This window comes from Edwardsiella sp. A.80236 (assembly GCF_044540725.1).
Classification (GTDB): Bacteria; Pseudomonadota; Gammaproteobacteria; order Enterobacterales; family Enterobacteriaceae; genus Edwardsiella; species Edwardsiella tarda.
This window is the reverse complement of record NZ_JBIUCY010000003.1, coordinates 184307-205831: the sequence shown is the minus strand read 5'-3', so window position 1 is coordinate 205831 and position 21525 is coordinate 184307. Positions and strand designations below refer to the sequence as shown.

The following is a 21525-nucleotide window of genomic DNA, read 5'->3' as shown; positions in this document are numbered from 1 at the left end:
CGATGAATCAGAATGCCAACCATTACGTCATGCTGCATGACGAGAAGCGTTGTATCGGCTGTCAGGCCTGCACCGTCGCCTGTCGAGTGTTAAACGATGTGCCCGAAGGGTTTAGCCGCCTTCAGGTGCAGATCCAAGGGCCGGATCAGGCGGAGGGGGGACGTTTCCGCTTTATCCGCGTCTCCTGTCAACACTGTGAGGCCGCGCCCTGTGTCGCTGTCTGCCCAACCGGCGCCTCTTTCCGCGATGAGGATGGCATCGTGCAGGTGGATCAATCCCGTTGCATCGGGTGTGACTACTGCGTCGCCGCCTGTCCTTTCCACGTGCGCTATCTGGATCCACGCAGCGGGGTGGCCGACAAGTGCGACTTCTGCGCCGAGCGTCGGCTCAGTGAGGGGCTGCCACCCGGTTGTGTGGCGGTCTGCCCAACCGATGCCCTGCATTTTGGTCGGCTGGATACGGCCGAAGTGCAGAGTTGGATCGGCCAAGAGGAGGTGTATCGGCGGCAGGGTAAGCGTAGCGGTGCGGTAAGCCTGTATCGCCGTAAAGAGATCCATCGGGAGGAGCAAGCATGAATAGCATCTGGGGAGCGGAACTGAATTATGCGCCAGACTATTGGCCGCAGTGGCTGGTGTTGGCGGCATTACTGCTGGCGGCGTTGTTGGTGGGGGTCGCGTTACACGCCGCATTGCGTTATGCCCTGGCGCCGCGCGTGGCTGGCGGCGAGTCGAGCCGCCTGTATCTCTATTCGGCGGCGGTACGCGGTTGGCACTGGAGCAATGCGTTGCTGTTTGTCCTGTTGCTGCTGAGTGGGATCGGCGGCCACTTTAGCGTCGGGCCGGTAGGGCTATGGGTCGCGTTACATACCCTGTGTGGCTATGTGCTGATTGTCGCCTGGCTGGGCTATCTGCTGATTAATCTGCTGACGGGGAATGGCCGTCACTATCGGGTGCGTTGGCGCGGCTTGCTGGCGCGCTGTGTGCGTCAGGCTCGTTATTACCTGTTCGGTATCATGAAGGGGGAGGCGCATCCTTTCGTCGCCGATGCGCAGAGCAAATTCAACCCGTTACAGCAGTTGGCCTATCTGGCCATCATGTATGCGTTGCTGCCGCTGTTGATCGTCAGCGGTCTGTTGTGCCTCTATCCGCAGGTGATCGCCGGTTATGGCCCGTTGATGTTGACCTTGCACCTGGCGTTGGCGCTGGTGGGGTTACTCTTCCTGTGCGCCCATATCTACCTGTGTACCCTCGGGGATACCCCGGGGCAGATCTTCCGCAGTATGCTGGATGGCTATCACCGTCATCGGCAGCATGATGTCGCGAGCGAGACGCCACCACGCGGCTAATGTGCCTCATCCCTTGTCCGATAAAAACGGGGGCCTCGGCCCCCGTTTCCGCGATTACACCGTCGGCGGTGATATCAGCTGCACTGAACCTTGATCGCCAAGCCACCCTGCGAGGTCTCGCGGTATTTGGCGTTGATGTCCTTGCCCGTCTCATACATGGTCTCGATCACCTTATCCAGTGAGACGCGTGGTTCGGAGGTGCGTTGCAGCGCCATACGTGCGGCGTTGATCGCCTTCACCGAGGCGATAGCGTTACGCTCGATGCAGGGCACTTGCACCTGGCCCGCCACCGGATCGCAGGTCAGCCCCAGGTTATGCTCCATCCCGATCTCGGCGGCGATGCAGACCTGTACCGGGCTGCCGCCCAGTAGCTCGGCGAGTCCGGCGGCCGCCATCGAGCAGGCGACGCCGACTTCGCCCTGGCAACCAACTTCGGCGCCGGAGATGGACGCATTCATCTTATACAGGGTGCCGATGGCACCGCTGGCGAGGAAATAGCGCACGAAGATGTCCGGTGAGACCGGCTCGATGAAGTGGTTGTAGTACGCCAGCACCGCCGGGACGATACCGCAGGCACCGTTGGTTGGCGCGGTGACCACGCGGCCACCGGCGGCGTTCTCCTCGTTGACCGCCAGGGCAAACATATTGACCCAATCGATGACGTTCATCGGATCGCGGTTGTACTTGTCGCTGGTAACCAGCATGCGGCGCAAGGCGGCGGCGCGGCGCGGTACACGCAGCGGCCCCGGCAGGACACCCTCGGTGTTCAAGCCACGCTCGATACAGGCTTGCATGGTATCCCAGATAGCGGTGAAGTAGGCGTAGATCTCTTCTTTACTGTGTAACGCCAACTCGTTCTTCATCACCAGTCCGCTGAGGGAGAGGCCAGTCTCACGGCAGTGATCCAGTAAGGCTTGGGCGGAGTGGAACGGATAGGGGACGCAAAGGGATTCACCGCTCTCTTGACCAAAATGTTCGGCATCGACGATGAAACCGCCGCCGATGGAGTAGTAGGTCTTGCTATACAGCAGGCTATCATCCGCGCCGTAGGCGTTGATGGTCATGCCGTTCTCGTGTAACGGCAGATTGTCGCTGCGGAACACCATGCCGCTATCGTGCGGGAAGGCGACCTCATGCCCCTGCGGGCCGAGCGGTAAGCGTTCGCGTTGCTCCACCTGACGGATGAAGGCCGGGATGGCATCGATGTCGACGCTGTCGGGCAGGTTGCCGGCCAACCCCATTATGATGGCGATATCGGTATGGTGGCCTTTACCGGTCAGGGACAACGAACCGTAGACGTCGACGGCCACACGCGTGACCGACGGTAGCAACCCTTGCGCCGTCAAGTCATCGACGAACTGTTTTCCGGCCTTCATCGGTCCAACCGTATGGGAACTCGACGGGCCAATACCGATCTTGAACATGTCGAAAACGCTAATCACGCTAAGCTCCTTAAAGAGGCAATGTCTCATGCTGCTGGTGTCAATTCGGCGCGCGCGAGAGTCACACTCTCGGCACGGGACGCGCCTTGCCATTGACGAGGTTCGGCGCGTCTGGTTATCGTCATTCGCATTATTTTATTTCATGCTAAATGCCCCCTGTTCAGCGGGGGCGCCAACAATACCCGAACTTCTCTGCCGACGCACGCGCAATTGTGCCAGCGGCGTGCGGTTGGCGGGAAAAGCCGATTAATCCGCCCTCATTAGCTCACACCTCCGACGATGATCGTCGTTGCTAGCCGCATACGCCGTCGATAATGCTAGATGATCATATGGCCCTGTGATGGGATAAAAGCAAGGGATATTGTTATCTTTACTTGGTAATTACCAAGCCGCTTCACAGATTGACACTCCCCCGATGCGCTGAGGGGGAGCGAGGTCAATTTGCGCGGCCAGTAACCCGCCTTTCTCTAGGGGTATCGCATAACGTGAAGTAAGGAAAATCACTGGGAGACTAGCGTGAGGCGACCTGGATCGCGAGGCGACGTAGCATAGCCGCCGTGAGGCCCCAGATGAGGAAATTCCGATAAGAGGAGAGATAGAGGCGATGGTTTTGACCAGCCCGAGAGATGTCGAGTGCATGGTAGCGCCGGATATCCAGGGCGTGGGCCAACGGGATCTCGAAGATCTCGGCGACCTCTTGCGGATTGGGACGCAGGGTCAGCGCGGGGGAGAGGAGTGCGACGACTGGCGTGACGCAGAAACCGCTACTGCTATCCTCCGCGGGTAGTTGACCGAGGATCGTCGCATGACGGGGCGAGAGTGCGATCTCTTCCGCCGCCTCGCGTAGCGCCGTGGCGGCCGCACAGGCGTCATGAGCGTCGTGGGCGCCGCCGGGGAAGGCGACCTGGCCGGGATGCTGGCGCATCCCGAGCGCGCGCCGGGTCAGCAGCAGGGTCGGCTGCGGGCGATTGATGATAGGGATTAATACCGCTGCCTGGCGGGTATGGGTCGCCGCCCGTCCTGGCTGCGGGGACTGTAGCTGAAAACGGGTGACGAAATGGGTCAGGTTTGGGCTTAGTCGCATGAGAGAGGTCCGCTTTTCGCCAGTAACGGTAAGATTTTACTGACCTTATCTAACGTCTCCTGGTATTCCGCGCCGACTTCGCTGTCGGCGACGATCCCACCCCCGGCCCAGCAATAGAGTCGCCCGTGCTCCGCCAACAGCGTACGGATGGTGATGCTGGTATCCATGTCGCCGCAGGCGCTGAGGTAGCCGATGGAGCCACAATAGACGTTGCGCCGTTGCGGTTCGAGGGCATCGATGATCGCCATGGCGCGGATCTTGGGCGCGCCGGTGATCGAACCGCCGGGGAAGCAGGCGCGTAGTAGATCGCACGCATCGAGTCCGGGGGCCAGGCGGGCACGGATGGTGCTGACCAGATGATGAACGGCGGGGAAACTCTCTACGGCGAACAACTCCGGTACGCTGACGCTACCCGCGGCGGCGACGCGGCCAACGTCGTTGCGCATCAGATCGACAATCATCAGATTCTCCGCCCGATCCTTGGCCGAGGCCGCGAGGCGCAGGCGCTGCTGCTCATCCGCCGTCACCTCCGGTTTACGCGGTAAGGTGCCCTTAATCGGCCGCGTCGTGATCTCGCCGCGCTCGAGCCGTAAGAAGCGTTCCGGGGAGACGCTGAGCACCGCGCTTTGTGGTAAGCGCAGGAACGCGGAGAAGGGCGCACGGTTGGCTTGCGTCAGACGGAGGAAGGCTTGCCACTCGTCGCCTCGGTAGTCGGCGGCGAAGCGTTGTGTCAGATTGATCTGGTAACAGTCGCCGGAGGCGAGGTGTGCCTGCACGCGTTGGAAGGCGTGTTGATAGGCCGCTTTGCTCAGGTTGGCCTGCCAGTCAGAGGTGAGTGCGAAGGGCGTACTGACGGGTGCGCGGAGGGATTGCAACCAGCTGAGGCGTCGTGCGGCATCATGCCAGCTAAGCAGGGTGATGCGGCGCAGGCGGTGATCGACGATCAGCGCCCAGTCGTAGATCCCCAGCGCCATGTCCGGCGTCTGCAGATCGGCGGCGGCCAGCGTAGGGAGCGTCTCGAAGCGGCGGCCTAAATCGTAGCCCCACAACCCGAGCGCCCCGCCGCAGAAGGGCAGGTCAGGCTGTGGCGGACAGGCGGGCAGACGGCGAGCCAACACGCTGCGCAGCAAGGTTAACGGATCGTCGCGGTAGTGCTGGCAGCCTGCGCTATCGACGAGGGTGGTCACTGCCCCGCGCGTCTCGAGCGTCGCACAGGGATCGGCCACGATGATATCGTAGCGGTTATGAGAATGGTCGGCCTGGCCGGAGCTGAGCAACATCGCCCAGGGCTGATGCGCCAGCGGGGTGAAGTAATGTAGCGCCGCATCGGGTCGATAGGGCAGATCGCACTGGGTCAGTTTAGGGGTCGCAGTCATGGTGCGGCACAGCTCTCTGGGTCGATAAAGAATAGCGTTCGATTATCTACGGATGCGGGGCATACGGCAATTAGCGCGCGCTGCTCTCGTCGCGAGCTTGGTATATACTGCGGCAAGGCTAAATAAGAGGAGAGGTTATATGGTTGGTGGTATGCCGGCATTGAGCCATGCAGAACAGCAGCAGGCGGCGGAGCGTATTCAGGCGCTGATGGCGCAGGGGATGAGTAGCGGCGAGGCTATCGCGCAAGTGGCGGCCGAGATCCGTGCCGCCCATCGCGGGGCTCAGGTGCGGGTAGCCTTCGACGATGAGGCGGAGGATGACGATGACGCGGGGCAGCCGTAATCAGGGTGCCTGGTTGGGCACCCTAGGCGCTTAAGGCTGAATGATGACCGCGTTGCTGCAGGCGCGTGCGCGTTGACGGGCCTGGTCGATACTCTCACCCCAGGCTAAGGCGACACCGAGGCGCCGCGCCCCGTCGATCTGGGGTTTAGCGAACAGACGTAGCTGGCTGGCCGGGCCTAGGGCCTGTACCAGGTTGGTAAATTTTACGTCGTCGCTGTGTAACTGCGGGAGTAGCACGGCAGAGGCGCTGGGGCCGAATTGACGAATGGGACCGATCGGTAGGCCCAGAAAGGCGCGGACGTGCAGGGCAAACTCGGAGAGATCTTGGGACACCAGGGTCACCAGCCCGGTATCGTGGGGGCGAGGCGAGACTTCGCTGAAGATCACCTCGTCGCCACAGACAAAGAGTTCGACACCAAACAGACCATAGCCGCCGAGGGCGCGTACCACCTGGGCGGCGATCGTCTGCGCCCGTTCCAGCGCCACGGCGCTCATCGCCTGGGGCTGCCAGGATTCACGATAATCCCCCGCCTGTTGGTAATGGCCGATCGGCGCGCAGAAATGGATCCCATCACTGGCTTGAATGGTCAGCAGGGTGATTTCAAAATCGAAACAAACCTCGCCTTCGACGATGACGCTGGTGGCGTCGCCACGGGCACCTTCCCGAGCATAGTGCCAGGCGGCGTCGATCTCGCTGGCGTTGCGTAGGATGCTTTGCCCTTTCCCCGATGAACTCATCACCGGCTTGACGAAGCAGGGATAACCGATCTCGCTCACGGCCTGGCGAAATGCCGCGATATCACGAGCAAAACGGTAAGGGGAGGTGGGTAGCCCCAGCGTTTCGGCGGCCAGGCGGCGAATACCTTCTCGGTTCATGGTCAATTGCACTGCGCGGGCGCTGGGCACGATGCGGACGCCATCACTCTCCAACTGATCTAGCGTCTGGGTGGCGATGGCCTCGATCTCCGGCACGATGTAGTCAGGACGCTCACGTTCGATCAGGGCGCATAGCTGCTCGCCATCCCGCATATCGATGACATGGCTGCGATGCGCGACTTGCATCGCCGGTGCATCGGCGTAGCGATCGACGGCGATGACCTCCAACCCGAGGCGTTGGCCCTCAATGGCGACCTCTTTGCCGAGTTCTCCGGCACCTAACAACATGATCCGAGTGGCATGAGGACGAAGGGCGGTTCCGATGAGCTGCATGATCTGTTCCTGTATTCCATGTGAGCGTGGTCGCCGGCAGTATATACGAAAACGTTTGCGTGGCAACGTGAAAGATTTTTTTACAATGCGCAACAAAAAGGAAAAAATAATAAAAGCAATTTAATTTCATATTGTTATATCGGTGACCCTGACCAGGGTTTGCCACTTTGTGCGCTATAACGTGGGAGGTGATTTTCGTGACGGGAAGCAGATATATACTGAAAAAACGCCGGTGATGGGGGTAGAAAGGCACGTTTTGTTCAGATCCCTGTCCGTGCGGCATCAGCCATCGAGGCTTGAAGCTTTGTAATATAAATAATATTGTATGATAAATGCTTTTGGCCGGAAGGGATCCGACCGTTTAAGACTTCAACAGCGCGGTATGAACGCGGGAATGCATGAGTACGGCGGGAAGGTATGTGTAATGAGTAGTGCGACCTGTATTGAAGAAAGCGCATTAAAACAGGATAACTGGTATCGCATCGCGGAAGAGATGCTGAACCGGGCCGGAATTGCGATAAATGGTAGCCAACCCTATGATATCCAGGTGAAAAACCCAGAGTTCTTTCACCGAGTCCTACAAGAGGGTTCCCTCGGTTTGGGGGAGAGTTATATGGATGGCTGGTGGGAGTGCGAACGCTTGGATATCTTCTTCCAGCGGATTCTCACCGCGGGCCTCGACAGCCAACTACCGAAGCATTTCGCCGATATCGTGCGCATCGCCTCTGCGCGTCTGTTTAATCTCCAGAGCCGTAAGCGCGCTTGGATCGTGGGTAAGGAGCACTACGATCTGGGTAATGATCTGTTTAGTCGGATGCTCGACCCTTACATGCAATACTCCTGTGCATACTGGAAACAGGCCGAGACGTTGGAGCAGGCGCAGCAAGATAAATTGAAGTTAATCTGTGACAAGCTACAGCTCGAGCCTGGCATGAAGTTGCTGGATATCGGTTGTGGTTGGGGAGGATTGGCACACTATGCTGCGGAACATTATGGGGTCTCCGTCGAAGGGGTCACCATTTCCGCCGAGCAGCAGAAGATGGCGCAGGCCCGCTGCCAAGGATTGGATGTGAAGATCCTGCTACAGGATTATCGCGATCTGAACAACAATTATGATCGCATCGTTTCCGTTGGGATGTTTGAGCACGTTGGGCCGAAGAATTATCGTACTTACTTTGAAGTCGCGGCGCGTAATCTCAAACCCGATGGATTGTTCCTGCTGCACAGCATCGGGTCGAATCAGACCGATCTCAATGTTGATGCCTGGATCAATAAGTATATCTTCCCTAATGGCTGCCTACCTTCTGTGGCGCACATCGCGACGCACAGCGAAGGGCTGTTTGTCATGGAGGATTGGCACAGCTTCGGACCGGATTATGATCGTACCTTGATGGCATGGTATCAGCGTTTTCAGGCGTGTTGGCCAGAGATCAGTGCCAACTACAGCGAGCGCTTCTATCGTATGTTCTGCTACTACTTGACGGCGTGCGCTGGTGCCTTCCGCGCGCGCAATATTCAGCTATGGCAGGTCTTGCTCAGTCCAAAAGGCGTCGAGGGTGGGTTGCGTGTACCGCGCTAGGATTGATTGGCAATAGTGATAATTTCCTAATTATTATTGGCGTCGGGCATTGGCTCGGCGCTTTTTTATGTCACAGCTCTCATCGACAGCGGTTATTCAATGTCGAAAAATCTCATAAATTATATTTTAAGAGAATAATTTAATCATTGTGATTTTGATCATAATAATGAAATATCAAGCGTTTTCCGATGGGATTTATTGGGGGTAAATAGCTAACATCATGTATTAAAAGGATATTTATATTTAATTGCATTTGTTTTCCCCATGAAAATAAAGATGGTGCTAGCCGTTGTGATGCTCTGTTCGAGGGGCGAAAATATGGTGAATGATTTGCACCATCAGATAATTTATGCCTTAATAATGCCGTCCTTAGACGGAGCACGTTCTCTGGTGGAGAAATATCTGGAGTGATGTTTCTACTACCCGATGAGTGTGTCGCCACGCTTAGGGTGAGTCGCCCCTACGGGCAATATTTTAAAGTGAAGGAAAGTGTAATGAGCAAGAAAACCGGCCAGGTCAAATGGTTCAACGAAAGCAAGGGATTTGGGTTTATCACGCCAGCTGATGGCTCAAAAGATGTCTTCGTCCATTTCTCTGCTATCCAGAGCGACGGTTTCAAGACCTTGGCAGAAGGTCAGCAGGTTGAGTTCTCTATTCAGGACTCCCCGCGCGGCCCGGCTGCGGCCGACGTGGTTGCCCTGTAAATACAGCGTATTCACCACGCTGCATGCACGCTGACACCGTGGTGTTAATACGGGTGCCAGCGGTATGAACGGCCCTTGATGGGGCCGTTTTCTGTTGTTTTATCATCGTCATCCCACCCTGTTATTCCGCATTGTGTTGTCACACTATCCTAGTCGATGCGCTGCTTTACTCTGCTTTATGCTTGTTCCTCTCGTTGCTCGCGTAGTTATCCCTGGTCGCCTGATGGCGTAAGACTTGCAGCGAGCGCCGCCATCCTTTACTGTATATAAAAACAGTGACGCAGTGAGCGAGAGTAAGATGGCAGTAACGATTCAATATGTTGTGGTACGCGATGGGGTGGAAAAAATGACCTTTGCCAGTAAGAAAGAGGCAGATAATTACGACAAGATGCTCGATCTCGCCGATAACTTAAGCGAGTGGTTGGCCTCATCGCCTGTGACACTGGCGGAGGAGACGCGTGAGGCGTTAGGTTTCTACCTGGCTGAGCAGAAAGAGTCACTTTCTCGTCTATTGCGAGGGGCTAGTCTTGCCTCGTTACAAAATAGTGATGCCGATGAGGGGCGAGTAAGCGAGACGGAAGAGGGAGCAGAACGCCAGGTGGCGTAGCATAGCGCTAGCGGGCGTGTCGAGGCGTAGACATAGCGCATGCGCCTGGCGTCAAATAATATTGATTGGCGTATAGATTATGGCGAGATATTATGCTCGCCATAATTTCTCATCTCGATTACCGCCTTACATCTATGACACTCATCAAACCCGATATTACTTTTTATCAGCGTTTTGCCGCAGATATTCTCGCCGGTCGTAAGACCATCACCTTGCGAGATCGCAGTGAATCACATTTTCATCCCGGCCAACAATTAACGGTTGGTTATTACGAGGAGACGCGGCTGTTTTGTGTGATTGAGGTGATCAGCGTAACACCGTTGGATTTTTCTCAGTTGAATGAACAGCATGCCGCTCAAGAAAACATGAGTTTGGCGGAATTACGTCGCGTGATCCAAGAAATCTACCCACATCAGGATGCGCTTTATATGATCGCCTTTCGTCTGGTGCGGCGGTTAGGCTAATCGAGCCCGCTCCCCTGATCAGCGGAGCGTTGGAGAGATGGCGATAACCCTCTCGGGTGAGCTCCAGTGTGCGTAAATGGAGTCTGAATGTATCTATTGGCTAATAGATAAGCGTAAGCGATAATTTATTTTTTATCTCGTATAGGCTTACGCGTTATTACTTTTCCTATTTAAATAGAGATTAACGCTCAAAGATGAGCATAAATTGGTTTTTTATTTTGTATTGATGTGCGCGTCAGGCAATAAATCTGGTTTTTTTGGATATTCATCTTGTTCCAATGTTGATTATATCTACTCATTCGGTTGTTCTGCGCTAGAATAGTACCGTATAAGGATACTATTTGATTAATCATACTAATATACAAGGAACGTTGATGTTGTGTATCAAAATGATAATTGGTCGTCTCATAGACAACGGGTACAATACGTAGGATAAAAATGATGAGTGACTGCTGCAATCATGACAGGATGTCAACTTCGGCGCGCTATACCGTAAAGTCCCATGACTTCTCCAACGAGAAGTGAAATAACGTCAGATAACAGAATGAATACTGAACATTACCATCTATTAAGTGATGTGATGGCGCCGGAAGCGCAGCAGGAGTCACGAGAAATATTGTGGGAAAGATTACAATCTGCCCTCTCGGCGTCTGAGTTTTCCCTGCAGTATTATCCGCTATGGGGGAAAACGGGCCATCTTCAGGGGGCGGAGATCCAGGTGCGTTGGCACCATCCGCATTACGGGTTATTACAACCCGCTCAGTTTCTCTCGGCGGTGATCCAGTGCGATTTGGCCGGTGCCTTATTTGGCTGGATTGCGGCGCAATCATTGCCCTTGCTGCGGCGATTGCGGCAAGAGGTTTATCCTGACTTTTACTTGTCACTGACCCTTCCGTTGTCCTTGGCGGAGCAGGTGGATGCCTTCACCGTTTGGCGTCAAGCTCTCGTGGCGCATGACTTGCCTTGCTCGGCGTTGGCGCTGATTTGGCAAGGTGCGCTGGGGCAAAACGTGGAGGCAGCGCAGCTCGCCGGATTACGTCGCGTGCAGCAACAGGGATATGCTGTCGCATTGGCAGAGTATGGGGCTGACTATCATCTATTAACCGCCTTACCCGATCTTCCGCTCGACCATCTCTATATTCCCGCCGCTTTAGTCGCCTTACTGCCGCATCCCGAGGCGATGTTATTAGTTAAATTATTATTAGATCTCGCCGAAAAAATGGGGATTCGCTGTATCGCTCAGGGTGTCGATGATATTCAACGCTTCGAGTGTCTGAGTACAGCAGGGTGCCGCCATTTCCAAGGCGCCTATCTTTTCCGTCCGATGAGTGCACATCAGCTGTTGGTCATGGGGCGCCTGTTGGCGGAGTCGGAGGATGAGGCGGCGTCGCGTAGTTAGTGTGCGGACGGCTACGCGGCTTAAGCAGAATATTTTGCGTTATTGACACCGACAGATTGGCTCACCTTGTTATAAGATAGCTTGTGTGATGAATCTGTTAGGCATTGATAATGACAAAGGCACCGAAAGCAGCAAAACATCCCTATGAGATGGTCATCCATGGGGAGCGGCGGGTCGATGACTATTACTGGCTGCGCGACGATACGCGTCGTGATCCGCAGGTTTTAGCCTACCTTAATGCAGAGAATGCATACAGTGAGCACTGCCTTGCGCCGCAGGCCGCATTACGCGAGCAGTTATTGACTGAGATGGTGGCGCGCATCCCTCAACAGGATGCTTCTGTGCCTTATGTCCGTAATGGTTATCGCTACCAACATCGTTATCGAGCGGGGGCCGAATATGCGGAGTATTGGCGTCAGCCGGCGTCGTGCTGTAGCGAAGAGGGGTGGCAATGTTTGCTCGATTGCAACCAGCAGGCGCAGGGGCATGAGTTTTATGCGCTGGGCGCGCTGGAGGTCAGCCCGGATAATCGCTTATTGGCGATTAGTGAAGATACCGTATCTCGCCGGCAATATACGGTACGCATTCGCACGATAGAGGATGGCAACTGGCTGGAGGATAGCATCAGCGGTTGTGATGGGCATATCGAGTGGTGCAACGATAGCCGTGCATTTTACTATATTCGTCTGCATCCCCAGACGCTGTTACCCTATCAGGTCTTCCGCCATCGTCTTGGCACCGCATGCAGTCAAGATCAGCTAGTCTATCAAGAACACGATGATAGCTTCTATCTCGGGCTGGAGAAGTCGCTCTCGCAGCGCTATGTCATGATCCATAGCAGCAGTACTACCACCTCGGAAGTTTTATTGCTGGACGCCGATGATCCGGCCGCTCTGGCGCACTGTTTCCTGCCGCGCCGGCGTGATCATGAATATACCTTAGAGCATTATGACGGGCGTTTTTATATTCGCTCTAACCGAGAAGGGAAGAATTTTGCTCTGTATTGCGGCCCGGATGGCGACATGCTCAGTTGGCAGACGTTGGTTGCGCCACGCGACGCCGTGATGCTGGAGGGGTTTTGTCTGTTTCGTGACTGGCTGGTGGTCGAGGAGCGCGCCAATGGCCTGACGACATTGCGCCAGATCCAGCGCCATACTGGGGAGGAGCGGCGCATCCGGTTTGATGACCCGACTTATGTCACCTGGTTGGGATATAACCCACAGCCGGAAAGCGGCACGGTACGCTATGGCTACTCCTCAATGACGACGCCGGGCAGCGTTTATGAACAGGATTTGGACAGTGGTGAGCGTCGCCTGCTGAAACAGCAAACTGTCCCCGACTTCACATCGAGCGATTATGTGAGCGAGCGTATCTGGCTGCGTGTGCGAGATGGTATCGATGTCCCGGTATCATTAGTTTATCGCCGCGATCGCTTTGTTCGTGGGCAGAACCCTATTTTGATCTATGGCTATGGTGCCTACGGCAGTAGTGTCGATCCCGGATTTAGTACCAGTCGTCTCAGTTTACTCGATCGCGGCTTTGTCTTTGCATTGGCGCATGTGCGAGGTGGTGCGGATTTGGGGCAGGAGTGGTATGAGCAGGGTAAGCTGCTGCATAAGATGAATACCTTCCACGATTTTATCGATGTTACCGAGGGGTTGGTGCGTCAAGGATATGGTGCGAAGGAGCAGGTCTACGCGATGGGAGGCAGTGCTGGCGGGCTGCTGGTGGCGGCGGTGATTAACCAGGCGCCACAACTCTACCATGCGGCGGTGGCACAGGTCCCGTTCGTGGATGTACTGACCACCATGTTGGATCCTTCTATTCCGTTGACCACTGGCGAGTATGACGAGTGGGGGAATCCTGAACAGGCCGAATACTATCATTATATGCGGCGTTATAGCCCTTACGATAACGTGAAAGAGCAAGACTATCCTCATCTCTTGGTCACAACCGGCTTACATGACTCGCAGGTCCAGTATTGGGAGCCGGCGAAGTGGGTTGCTCGACTACGTGAGGTGAAGCAGGACGATAATCTGTTGTTACTGTCCACCGATATGGGGGCAGGGCACGGAGGAAAATCGGGCCGTTTTAAAGCTTATGAAGATATTGCGTTGGAGTATGCCTTTATTTTGACGCTGTCGGCTAAGCACGATGACGCCTGTTGACGGGCTTTTTATCAAGGAGTTTTATGCCAATACTGCATTTACATCAGCGTGATATGTACTATGAGGATCATGGTAGCGGCTTTCCACTACTACTGGGGCACAGCTATCTGTTTGACGCCGAGATGTGGCGTCCGCAGATCGCGGCGCTGAGTAAGCATTACCGGGTGATCGTGCCGGATCTCTGGGGGCATGGTCGATCCGCTGCATTGCCGGAGTCGCATCACGCATTGACCTGCCTGGCACAGGATTATCTGGCGTTGCTCGATAGCTTGAACATTGACCGCTTTGCCGTCATTGGCCTTTCGGTCGGTGGCATGTGGGGGACGGAGTTAGCCGCCCTGGCCAGTGAACGTTGTGCGGCGTTGGTACTGATGGATACCTTTGTCGGGCGGGAGCCGGAGGTGACTCACCAGCGTTATTTCGCCATGTTAGACGCCATCGAGCAGGCGGGTACCATCCCCGCCGCGTTAGCGGCACAAATCGCTCCACTGTTTTTCCGTAAGACGCCTGAACCGGCGTTGCTGATGGCCTTGAACCAGCGTCTGGCGTCGTTGCCGGCGGAGACGCTACGCCATAGCATCGTGCCGCTGGGCCGGATGATTTTCGGCCGCCCGGATCGCTGCGAGCTGTTGACACAGTTAACGATGCCGGCGTTGGTTGTGACCGGTGCCGAGGATCAGCCGCGCCCTCCCTTGGAAGGTTACTTGATGGCTGAGATGTTGCGGTGCCGTCAGGAGGTGGTGAGTGCCGCCGGACACATTTGTACCTTGGAGCAGCCGCAGGCGGTGAACCAGCTATTGCTGGACTTCTTGCGCAATGTACTCCCGAGCTGATGCACGGTAAGGTATTAAGTGAGCCGGGAAGTATGACGGATGATTGCTGACAAAAAGGGGCCAAAAGGCCCCTTTTTTACATTCCATGCGTGTGGAATTAGAACTGGTATACCAAGCCCAGCGCAACGATGTCATCGGTATTGATGCCGTTGGCACGGGTGAAGCTGTTGTCGTCCAGCAGGTTAATCTGGTAGTCGACGTAGGTAGACATGTTCTTGTTGAAGTAGTAGGTCGCGCCCACATCAACATATTTAACCAGGTCAGCCTTGCCGCCGTTGAAGGAGGCACCGTTACCATTGTACGCACCCAGCTCGGAGCCCTTAGACTGCAGGTAGGCGATGGACGGACGCAGGCCGAAGTCGAACTGATACTGAGCCACGGCTTCGAAGTTTTTCGTCTTGTTGGCGATACCGCTAGAACCGAACGGGGTCATGTTCTGGGTTTCGCTGTACATGGTGGCCAGATAGATGTTGTTCGCATCATATTTCAGGCCGGCAGCCCAAGCCTGTGCTTTGTTACCACCGGCGATGTTGGATAGAGCGCGAGTACCCAGCAGTTTCTGTTGAGCCGTACGGTTAGAGGTGGTGTAGGCGGCGCTAGCGCTGACGCCCCAGCCCAGATCGTAGCTGGTAGACAGACCGAAGCCGTCACCGTTATCTTCTTGGGCCTGATCATGATCGTCGATGCTGGTGGAGGTGTCGTGGCTCAACCCTTCGTTTTTACCCTGATATTGCAGGGCAAAGTTCAGGCCATCAACTAAGCCGAAGAAACCGTTGTTACGATAGGTAGCCAGGTTGTTCGCGCGCTGTGCCATAAAGTTGTCGGTCTGCGCAGAGGTATTGCCACCGAACTCTGGCAGCACGTCGGTCCAGCCTTCAACATCGTACAGAACACCGTAGTTACGGCCGTAGTCGATGGAGCCGTAGTTACCGAATTTCAGACCGGCAAAACCTAAACGAGTGAAGAAGTTAGAGCTATTATCTTCTGACTGATTGGCGTTGGCCTGGGCTTCCCATTGACCATAGCCAGTCAGTTGATCGTTGATCTGCGTTTCACCTTTGAAGCCGAAACGGACATAGGATTGATCACCGTCATCGGAGTGATTGCTGGAGAAGTAGTGCAGGCCATCTACCTTACCGTACAGATCCAGCTTGTTGCCGTCTTTGTTGTAGATTTCCGCAGCGTTAGCTGCGCCTGCAACCAACAGAGCAGGAATAACGACTGCCAGCAGATTACGTTTCACAATAATATTCCTTCTTAGTTGCTGACCTTTATGCGGTCAGATATGAGATGCCACTGCTTATTTTGTTTTTTTGTGCGCAATACACGAACTAAATTGCGTTCCATCTGTCAAAGTTAGCGTAATGGGCACGCCATAATCATAGGTGTTTTTCATCATAAATAAAAAGAAGAGTTCCCATTTAATTATTAGATGGAGTAATTAACTGTGTATAATTGTAAATATCGCTATATTTGATGTCGCTTTATGTTGAATTTGTTCATTATTTGTTTTGTTTGTTTTTTAGGCGCGCAGTGAGTTGCTATAGTGCTGATTATGATTTTATGGTGATCACACGAATTGCTAATGTCGCGCTGTCTCTTGCTGTATACTTAAGTCTCATCATTGTTACTGCGTTTTATTTTTCTGTGTCTTAAAATTTTTTAAGCCAACCTTATGGTTGGCTTTTTTTATTTTCCGCTATTTATATATCCTTTTATTATCAACTACTTATGTTTTTGTGAGTCATTGTCTTGATGTTGTTAGATAACGCTTTCAATGTTCGTTTACATGGCTATGACTATAGGTGAAAAGGATTTTTTAGGTTGTGTTATAACCTTAGCGCACGACGTCATTATCAATTCGCATGCTCTCCTTGAGTTTGAAACAATAAACGCTGCTTAACTGTTATATTGGATTTTGAGACGGATGAGTTGTTTTTTTAACAAAATGTGCGGAATTTCTGTTGCTGATAAAATATCCGAATCAACCTCCTAGCTAGAGACTTTGTTAGATTAATCTTAGCCAGTATCGACCCCAGGTATCTTGGCTGAGGATCCTCTGTAGCACTGGATTGAGAGGGCAGAGGGATATACCACGTTGGAGATAAAAAAACCCGCCGAGGCGGGTTTATATGCAAAGAATCACCGTATTCTATTATTCTACCACATCCTCCATGTGGGCGCGTTTAGCACGTTTCGCTGCACGTTTTTCCACCAGCGTTTTCTGCGGTTTTTTCTTCACATTTTTTTTGCTATCCATTCCCTTACTCATAGTAGCCTCTCTTTAACTATCGTTGGGTTGGTTGCCTAATTACTTAAGCTCTATTGCGAATGAGTTGCAAGTAAAGAATGGTGTTTTTTGTATATCATATTGAAAATATTTAATTTATTCATTGGTTATACATTGGCAACTGGGGCTGCCAGCCTCTATTAGAATGAGGGCGGCATCGGGGGGCGGCTTTTCTATGGCGGATGAATAGAGATAGCGAGTGAGCGCGGTCGATGGGGTTCGGGCACACATGCCAGTGTGCCCAGGTTCGTCAGGCTGCGGTTGGCATACCGCACAGTTTGCTGAGATTACGGGCACCGATCATGACCGTGGCGACGTAAGATTGACGCCGGGTCACGACTTCGACAGCGATGAGTTTGTCACGGTATTTGAGGTGGTAGATGCAGGGCCATCCCTGCCGGGTATGCCCGAAGGCCGAGGCATGCCGATCGATGGCGGCATGAGCAACAACAAGGTGAGAGAAGTTTGTATCGCCTTTAATGATTCGTTTCATACAGGCTCCCTACATAAATCAATCAGTTTGCTTATGTCAGCATGGCTGACTCCACTGTTATAACACCATTGTCTCTTGCGTAATACACTTCAGCTAGCCATCTGCTCATTCGCTCGACGATGTCGTATTCGCGCGTCTTGTCCGCTGGGAGGCGCATGATGCGATCGCCAGGGGTATTTTTACCCAACAATGCTACGCTGAGATGAAAGCCATCGATTAAGGAGCATCTATGGATCCTATCTACACACTGACGCTGTCCCCATCGCTGGACTGCGCGACCAGTACGGCCAAACTCTATCCAGAAGGTAAGTTACGTTGTACTCCTGTCATCTATCAGCCTGGCGGGGGCGGGATTAATGTGGCGCGTGCCATTCAGCGCCTCGGAGGATGCGCACAAGCTATCTATCCGGCCGGTGGATCGACCGGAGAACAGTTGAGTACGTTATTACAGGCAGAAGGCGTTGCGGTGGATGTGGTACCGTCTCACGCCTGGACGCGGCAGAATATGCACATCGATGCGACGGCGACCGATGAACAGTATCGCTTTGTCATGCCAGGGGCAGAGTTAACCGCCGAGGAGTTTGCGGCATTAAGGCAGAAGATCGCCGCACTCCCGGCCACGGCTTTACTGGTCGTCAGTGGGAGTCTACCCGATAGCGTCGCGCCGACGGCGTTTGCGGATTTGCTGCGGGAGGCGATACAGCGTGGTATGCGTTGCATCGTCGATAGCTCGGGCGAGGCGCTGCAAGCGGCGGTCGAGGTGGGGGGATTGACGCTGATTAAACCGAACCAGAAGGAGTTGGCGGCATTGAGTGGCCAAGAGATGACGCTGCCTTCCTCGGTGTTGCAAGCGGCCCACGGCTTGGTGCTACGGGGAGCGGCACAGTATGTGGTGGTGTCGTTGGGGGCGCAAGGGGCAATCGTGGTCGATCGGCAGGCTTGGGTACAGATCATTCCGCCCCCGATCAAGGCACTGACTACCGTGGGCGCGGGCGATAGCATGGTCGCCGCGATGACACTACAGCTAGCCACAAACGGCTCGTTGCTGGATCTGGCGATCCATGGGGTCGCGGCGGGGACAGCGGCGACGCTGCGTCATGGCACGGAGCTGTGTCAACGTGAGGAGGTTGACGAAATCATCGCTTATCTCCGGGCTCGTCACCCCCAGGTGTCTGCGTTTTAAAGGCTAAGCGCAGAAAAACGGGGTCTGATATCAGACCCCGTTATAGCCGCTACTTTAGGCATGCACAGCCTTATTCTGCCAGGTGTGCCTCGATGAACCACAGGAACTTATCCAGGTCGCGTGAGGCCGCCGTCAACATATCGGCACTGTCTTCATCTTGGGCGATGCCGATCGCTGCCCGGGTATGGTTAGCGACGACGGCATAGCGCTCCGCCAGCGCCAGCAGGTGGGCTCTGACATTGGTGATATCTAATGGATAGGGCGCCAGAGAGGATGAGCTGGCGGCTGTTTGTAGTGTCCCTTGGGCAGTACCACCGAGTTGGACGATACGCTCAGCGAAGATATCCTGATGATTGAGCAACGCAGCCCGAAAACCATCCAACATCTCATGTACGGCAATAAAGTTTTTACCTTTCATGTTCCAGTGCGCCTGCTTGGTCAACAACGCGAGATCGATAAACTCGACCAGTAGCGGTTGTAGCAGCGTAATGGCTTGCTGTTTGATCTCCGGATCCAAATCGTTGCGGGTGGCGAAGAGGGATGAGCCCGGATAAGCATTGTTCAAAGGTGTCACGTTCATGGTGAAGTCTCCCACTGTTAGCCTGTGTCATGGCTACGCCGTCTCGCTGGCGTAGGCCGGAATACGTACTGTTTGTGTCAGTATAGGAAGGCGAAGAGGGGGATGGCTAAGGGGTTATCGGTATTGCTTAAATAGGTTATGCCGATGATCCCCCCGGGTAAGGTATGGTGAGGGGCTGATGTTTAACGTTGCCAGAATGGGGTAGCCACGGCGCGTAATAACGGACACTCGCTACTGCCAATCACACCATGGGTATCGCGCAATTGGTGGTTGCCCACCAGACCGTAAGCACTCAGGTATTGACACTCTAGAGTCAGTCCACCCAGCTGTTTTTGGCTGTTGACCAGAAAACCATAACCACTGAATAGCATGGCCAGATAGGCGACGATCAGCAGGATCAAGGTTGTTTTAAGTAGGCGCATGATAATTCCTTGGGCACAAAGTGAGCGAGCCATTAGGTCCAGAAGAAGGCGTAAAATAGTCTATCATAATCAGTGGAGTAGGCGAATCTTTCCCGGCGGACTTTACTCGCAGGGATGGGGATGCCGAGGTTGGTCGGGCACAGCGCAAAGACGCTCCGCGGCGTATGCGGGAGGCGATGATGAGCAATAGACATCACATATCTGAATGTAATAACGTATTCTTTGGACAAAGTATTTTGCTGGCTTGTTTTTATTGTTCCCCTTTGTTATTAATTAGGTTCCGTTGATACGGGATTTGGCTTACCGATACTGAGTACTATCAAAAATAAGCGAGGCGTTTATGAGTAGAGGAAAGGATAAGGACACCAAGAAAAAATCTGGCAAGACACTGAAAGAACGGCGCGCGGAGAAAAGAAATAAACGCGATACGCAAGAGTAGTTGCGTCGCCAAGGCAGTGTGACGACCCGGCAATCGCCGGGTTTTTGTTTTTTTATCCTCGGGTACTGGAGCGCTAAATCGTCGAGGAGAGGAGGGGCTGGCGCAGATTTTACGCCGTCGAGATCGCGTCGTAAGCGGCAAACGCGATAGCACATTTCGAGATCAATCGGGAATAAATAAAAAGAGGCCTCAATGGTGAGGCCTCGGGTAATAGCGAATTAATTGGGAATGACCACCGCGAGGCAGAAATCCCGTGCCATTGATTATATGGCGTACTCCGGGCGGGCCAGGACGAGGGTCTGTCGTGTGCTACAATTCACTGCCGTCACGAATGTAATTAAATGTGTCATTTAACTCCTTTCGTTGCCTCGGATGAATTAAAGATAGCCTAATCGATAACGTGCTAGTGTGATATGGCTCACCGATCCTTATTTTTTTGCGCATCGCTTCAGGTTGATTTGCGCAACGGTGCGAGATGAGGCCTCATCGATGCGTGGGAGGCGGCGGGGCAGAGAGGGAAATTTTACCGCAATGATTGAGTTGTGGCCCGCGCTTGCTATCATCGCAGCACACCGAACGAGGAAGTTGATATGAAACCACTTTTTTCTTTGTTGGCGGCAGCATTGTTACTCAGCGGATGCAGTGCTGCACCCGAGGGTAGCAACCCTTCGCCGCAACCTTTTCGCAATAGTTTTCAATGCGATGTCCCATTAGAGCAGGATTTTCCGCCAGTACAGAGTGCTAGCGATCTGCTGGCGAATATGCAACATATGTCACAGCGTTTGCAAGCGCGTAATTTTGTAGCGGGTCAATGGTTAGCCCAGAATGATTCGTTGAGTGAGCGCGATCATATCAATGCCTGTCATACCGCACTGCTGCAAGGGGCGCGACGTTTGATCGATGCACAATACCAAGCCGTCTATCCCACTTTAGCGAGTGCGGAACAACGTGATGCGCTGAAGGCGGTGATGGCGGCCTGGCGTACGGCGATGCAAGGCATCACCCCGCAAGGGGTGAACGATCAGCAATTGACCGCCTATACACAGGCTGCGCAGACGCTACGCATGCTATTGCCAGCGCACTAACGCACAAGGTACTGAAAACGGTTGGCGGGTAGCTTGTGGGCTCGCCGCCGAAAGTCAGTGGTTTTTTCAGCGTGCGAGTATGTTGATCCCTCATAGCCTCATAGCCTCATAGCCTCATAGCCTCATAGCCTCATAGCCTCATAGCCTCATAGCCTCATAGCCTATCGATATAATACAGGTTGGCGGTTAGTCGATTTACGCTATCCCTATTGACGCCGCCCACCGTGTTTAGTCGCATTTTCCCTTTTCGTCATGCGTTACCATCGTGATGGAAACGAGCGAGTCGCGTAGTAAAAAGAATACTCGGCCGGATGGGCTATTAACTTTTCTCGCTACACTGACGTGGCGTTTTAGCCTGTTCTATCCATGCTCGGAATAACCGTAATGGTCGAGTGGTAAACATGTCGGACGCCGGGAGAGAATCGCCGCAAAAAATAGGAAAATAACGGAGGAGGCTGGAATCCTTCGGGAAGGGGGGCA

At 54.1% G+C, this 21525-nt stretch carries 20 protein-coding genes; 12 read left to right on the top strand and 8 right to left on the bottom strand.

Annotation, left to right across the window (positions count from 1 at the left end; translation table 11 throughout):
• Positions 1-2: 2 nt before the first annotated feature.
• Both ACEQFP_RS04815 and phsC read left to right on the top strand, forming a co-directional pair.
• Complete coding sequence (locus tag ACEQFP_RS04815; protein ID WP_005285739.1) at positions 3-575, top strand: 4Fe-4S dicluster domain-containing protein; 573 nt, start codon at positions 3-5, stop codon at positions 573-575.
• Positions 572-1345, top strand: coding sequence for a thiosulfate reductase cytochrome B subunit (phsC, locus tag ACEQFP_RS04810; protein WP_035600326.1), 774 nt, complete (start codon positions 572-574; stop codon positions 1343-1345). The genes ACEQFP_RS04815 and phsC overlap by 4 nt, the downstream gene beginning before the upstream one ends.
• A gap of 74 nt (positions 1346-1419) precedes the next feature.
• On the opposite strand, the gene ACEQFP_RS04805 is transcribed toward phsC, so the two are convergent.
• From ACEQFP_RS04805 to pabB, 3 genes are all read right to left on the bottom strand, one after another.
• Positions 1420-2787 (bottom strand): L-serine ammonia-lyase, encoded by a 1368-nt coding sequence (locus ACEQFP_RS04805; protein ID WP_005293598.1) that lies wholly within the window; start codon positions 2785-2787, stop codon positions 1420-1422.
• Between the two features lie 511 nt (positions 2788-3298).
• Complete coding sequence (locus tag ACEQFP_RS04800) at positions 3299-3871, bottom strand: CoA pyrophosphatase (protein WP_035596664.1); 573 nt, start codon at positions 3869-3871, stop codon at positions 3299-3301.
• On the bottom strand, positions 3862-5247 hold the full coding sequence (pabB, locus tag ACEQFP_RS04795; protein ID WP_396463945.1) for an aminodeoxychorismate synthase component 1: 1386 nt from the start codon (positions 5245-5247) through the stop codon (positions 3862-3864). The genes ACEQFP_RS04800 and pabB overlap by 10 nt, the downstream gene beginning before the upstream one ends.
• Positions 5248-5386: 139 nt before the next feature.
• Here pabB and ACEQFP_RS04790 point away from each other — a divergent pair, with 139 nt between their 5' ends.
• The gene (locus ACEQFP_RS04790) at positions 5387-5590 is read left to right on the top strand and encodes a YoaH family protein (RefSeq protein ID WP_005293602.1); all 204 of its coding nucleotides are present in this window, start codon (positions 5387-5389) and stop codon (positions 5588-5590) included.
• A 30-nt stretch (positions 5591-5620) separates the two neighbouring features.
• Here the strand turns inward: ACEQFP_RS04790 and purT are convergent, their stop codons facing one another.
• On the bottom strand, positions 5621-6799 hold the full coding sequence (purT, locus tag ACEQFP_RS04785) for a formate-dependent phosphoribosylglycinamide formyltransferase (protein WP_005285755.1): 1179 nt from the start codon (positions 6797-6799) through the stop codon (positions 5621-5623).
• Between the two features lie 424 nt (positions 6800-7223).
• Between purT and cfa the strand changes: the two genes are divergently transcribed.
• The 7 genes from cfa to ACEQFP_RS04750 all read left to right on the top strand — a co-directional run bounded on the left by cfa (position 7224) and on the right by ACEQFP_RS04750 (position 14553).
• Positions 7224-8378, top strand: a complete 1155-nt coding sequence (gene cfa / locus ACEQFP_RS04780; protein WP_005293605.1) for a cyclopropane fatty acyl phospholipid synthase — start codon at positions 7224-7226, stop codon at positions 8376-8378.
• 494 nt (positions 8379-8872) lie between these two features.
• Positions 8873-9082, top strand: a complete 210-nt coding sequence (cspE, locus tag ACEQFP_RS04775) for a transcription antiterminator/RNA stability regulator CspE (protein WP_005293608.1) — start codon at positions 8873-8875, stop codon at positions 9080-9082.
• A 298-nt stretch (positions 9083-9380) separates the two neighbouring features.
• A complete protein-coding gene (locus ACEQFP_RS04770; protein ID WP_005285761.1) occupies positions 9381-9689 on the top strand; it encodes a YebG family protein in 309 nt (102 codons plus the stop codon).
• A 143-nt stretch (positions 9690-9832) separates the two neighbouring features.
• A complete protein-coding gene (gene yqfB / locus ACEQFP_RS04765; RefSeq protein WP_035596677.1) occupies positions 9833-10153 on the top strand; it encodes a N(4)-acetylcytidine aminohydrolase in 321 nt (106 codons plus the stop codon).
• Between the two features lie 544 nt (positions 10154-10697).
• Positions 10698-11552, top strand: a complete 855-nt coding sequence (locus ACEQFP_RS04760) for an EAL domain-containing protein (protein WP_047059941.1) — start codon at positions 10698-10700, stop codon at positions 11550-11552.
• A gap of 110 nt (positions 11553-11662) precedes the next feature.
• A complete protein-coding gene (locus ACEQFP_RS04755; protein WP_035596669.1) occupies positions 11663-13720 on the top strand; it encodes a S9 family peptidase in 2058 nt (685 codons plus the stop codon).
• A gap of 23 nt (positions 13721-13743) precedes the next feature.
• On the top strand, positions 13744-14553 hold the full coding sequence (locus ACEQFP_RS04750) for an alpha/beta fold hydrolase (protein WP_047059938.1): 810 nt from the start codon (positions 13744-13746) through the stop codon (positions 14551-14553).
• A 97-nt stretch (positions 14554-14650) separates the two neighbouring features.
• On the opposite strand, the gene ompC is transcribed toward ACEQFP_RS04750, so the two are convergent.
• Complete coding sequence (ompC, locus tag ACEQFP_RS04745; RefSeq protein WP_005285780.1) at positions 14651-15796, bottom strand: porin OmpC; 1146 nt, start codon at positions 15794-15796, stop codon at positions 14651-14653.
• A 1297-nt stretch (positions 15797-17093) separates the two neighbouring features.
• Complete coding sequence (locus ACEQFP_RS04740) at positions 17094-17336, bottom strand: DUF4060 family protein (RefSeq protein ID WP_005293625.1); 243 nt, start codon at positions 17334-17336, stop codon at positions 17094-17096.
• A gap of 229 nt (positions 17337-17565) precedes the next feature.
• On the opposite strand from ACEQFP_RS04740, the gene pfkB reads away from it, so the two are divergent.
• Positions 17566-18519: a 6-phosphofructokinase II gene (gene pfkB / locus ACEQFP_RS04735; RefSeq protein WP_005285788.1), complete on the top strand. Its 954-nt coding sequence runs from the start codon at positions 17566-17568 to the stop codon at positions 18517-18519.
• 70 nt (positions 18520-18589) lie between these two features.
• On the opposite strand, the gene dps is transcribed toward pfkB, so the two are convergent.
• Positions 18590-19099: a DNA starvation/stationary phase protection protein Dps gene (gene dps / locus ACEQFP_RS04730; protein WP_035606853.1), complete on the bottom strand. Its 510-nt coding sequence runs from the start codon at positions 19097-19099 to the stop codon at positions 18590-18592.
• 182 nt (positions 19100-19281) lie between these two features.
• Entirely contained in the window at positions 19282-19521 is a 240-nt protein-coding gene (locus ACEQFP_RS04725; RefSeq protein WP_005293629.1) for a YobH family protein, read from the bottom strand.
• Positions 19522-20550: 1029 nt separating this feature from the next.
• Here ACEQFP_RS04725 and ACEQFP_RS04720 point away from each other — a divergent pair.
• Positions 20551-21045 carry a hypothetical protein gene (locus tag ACEQFP_RS04720; RefSeq protein ID WP_005293631.1) on the top strand — a complete coding sequence of 165 codons (495 nt, stop codon included), beginning with the start codon at positions 20551-20553 and terminating at the stop codon, positions 21043-21045.
• Positions 21046-21525 lie beyond the last annotated feature (480 nt).

What these genes read in the sequence shown, in the direction of transcription:
- cspE (WP_005293608.1), top strand. Translation starts at nt 8,873, where the DNA reads ATGAGCAAGAAAACCGGCCAGGTCAAATGGTTCAACGAAAGCAAGGGA.
- ACEQFP_RS04790 (WP_005293602.1), top strand. Translation starts at nt 5,387, where the DNA reads ATGGTTGGTGGTATGCCGGCATTGAGCCATGCAGAACAGCAGCAGGCG.
- ACEQFP_RS04750 (WP_047059938.1), top strand. Translation starts at nt 13,744, where the DNA reads ATGCCAATACTGCATTTACATCAGCGTGATATGTACTATGAGGATCAT.
- ACEQFP_RS04755 (WP_035596669.1), top strand. Translation starts at nt 11,663, where the DNA reads ATGACAAAGGCACCGAAAGCAGCAAAACATCCCTATGAGATGGTCATC.
- phsC (WP_035600326.1), top strand. Translation starts at nt 572, where the DNA reads ATGAATAGCATCTGGGGAGCGGAACTGAATTATGCGCCAGACTATTGG.
- dps (WP_035606853.1), bottom strand. Translation starts at nt 19,099, where the DNA reads ATGAACGTGACACCTTTGAACAATGCTTATCCGGGCTCATCCCTCTTC.
- ACEQFP_RS04760 (WP_047059941.1), top strand. Translation starts at nt 10,698, where the DNA reads ATGAATACTGAACATTACCATCTATTAAGTGATGTGATGGCGCCGGAA.
- ACEQFP_RS04740 (WP_005293625.1), bottom strand. Translation starts at nt 17,336, where the DNA reads ATGAAACGAATCATTAAAGGCGATACAAACTTCTCTCACCTTGTTGTT.
- pabB (WP_396463945.1), bottom strand. Translation starts at nt 5,247, where the DNA reads ATGACTGCGACCCCTAAACTGACCCAGTGCGATCTGCCCTATCGACCC.
- pfkB (WP_005285788.1), top strand. Translation starts at nt 17,566, where the DNA reads ATGGATCCTATCTACACACTGACGCTGTCCCCATCGCTGGACTGCGCG.
- purT (WP_005285755.1), bottom strand. Translation starts at nt 6,799, where the DNA reads ATGCAGCTCATCGGAACCGCCCTTCGTCCTCATGCCACTCGGATCATG.
- ACEQFP_RS04815 (WP_005285739.1), top strand. Translation starts at nt 3, where the DNA reads ATGAATCAGAATGCCAACCATTACGTCATGCTGCATGACGAGAAGCGT.
- ACEQFP_RS04800 (WP_035596664.1), bottom strand. Translation starts at nt 3,871, where the DNA reads ATGCGACTAAGCCCAAACCTGACCCATTTCGTCACCCGTTTTCAGCTA.
- cfa (WP_005293605.1), top strand. Translation starts at nt 7,224, where the DNA reads ATGAGTAGTGCGACCTGTATTGAAGAAAGCGCATTAAAACAGGATAAC.
- ACEQFP_RS04725 (WP_005293629.1), bottom strand. Translation starts at nt 19,521, where the DNA reads ATGCGCCTACTTAAAACAACCTTGATCCTGCTGATCGTCGCCTATCTG.
- ACEQFP_RS04770 (WP_005285761.1), top strand. Translation starts at nt 9,381, where the DNA reads ATGGCAGTAACGATTCAATATGTTGTGGTACGCGATGGGGTGGAAAAA.
- ACEQFP_RS04720 (WP_005293631.1), top strand. Translation starts at nt 20,551, where the DNA reads ATGAAACCACTTTTTTCTTTGTTGGCGGCAGCATTGTTACTCAGCGGA.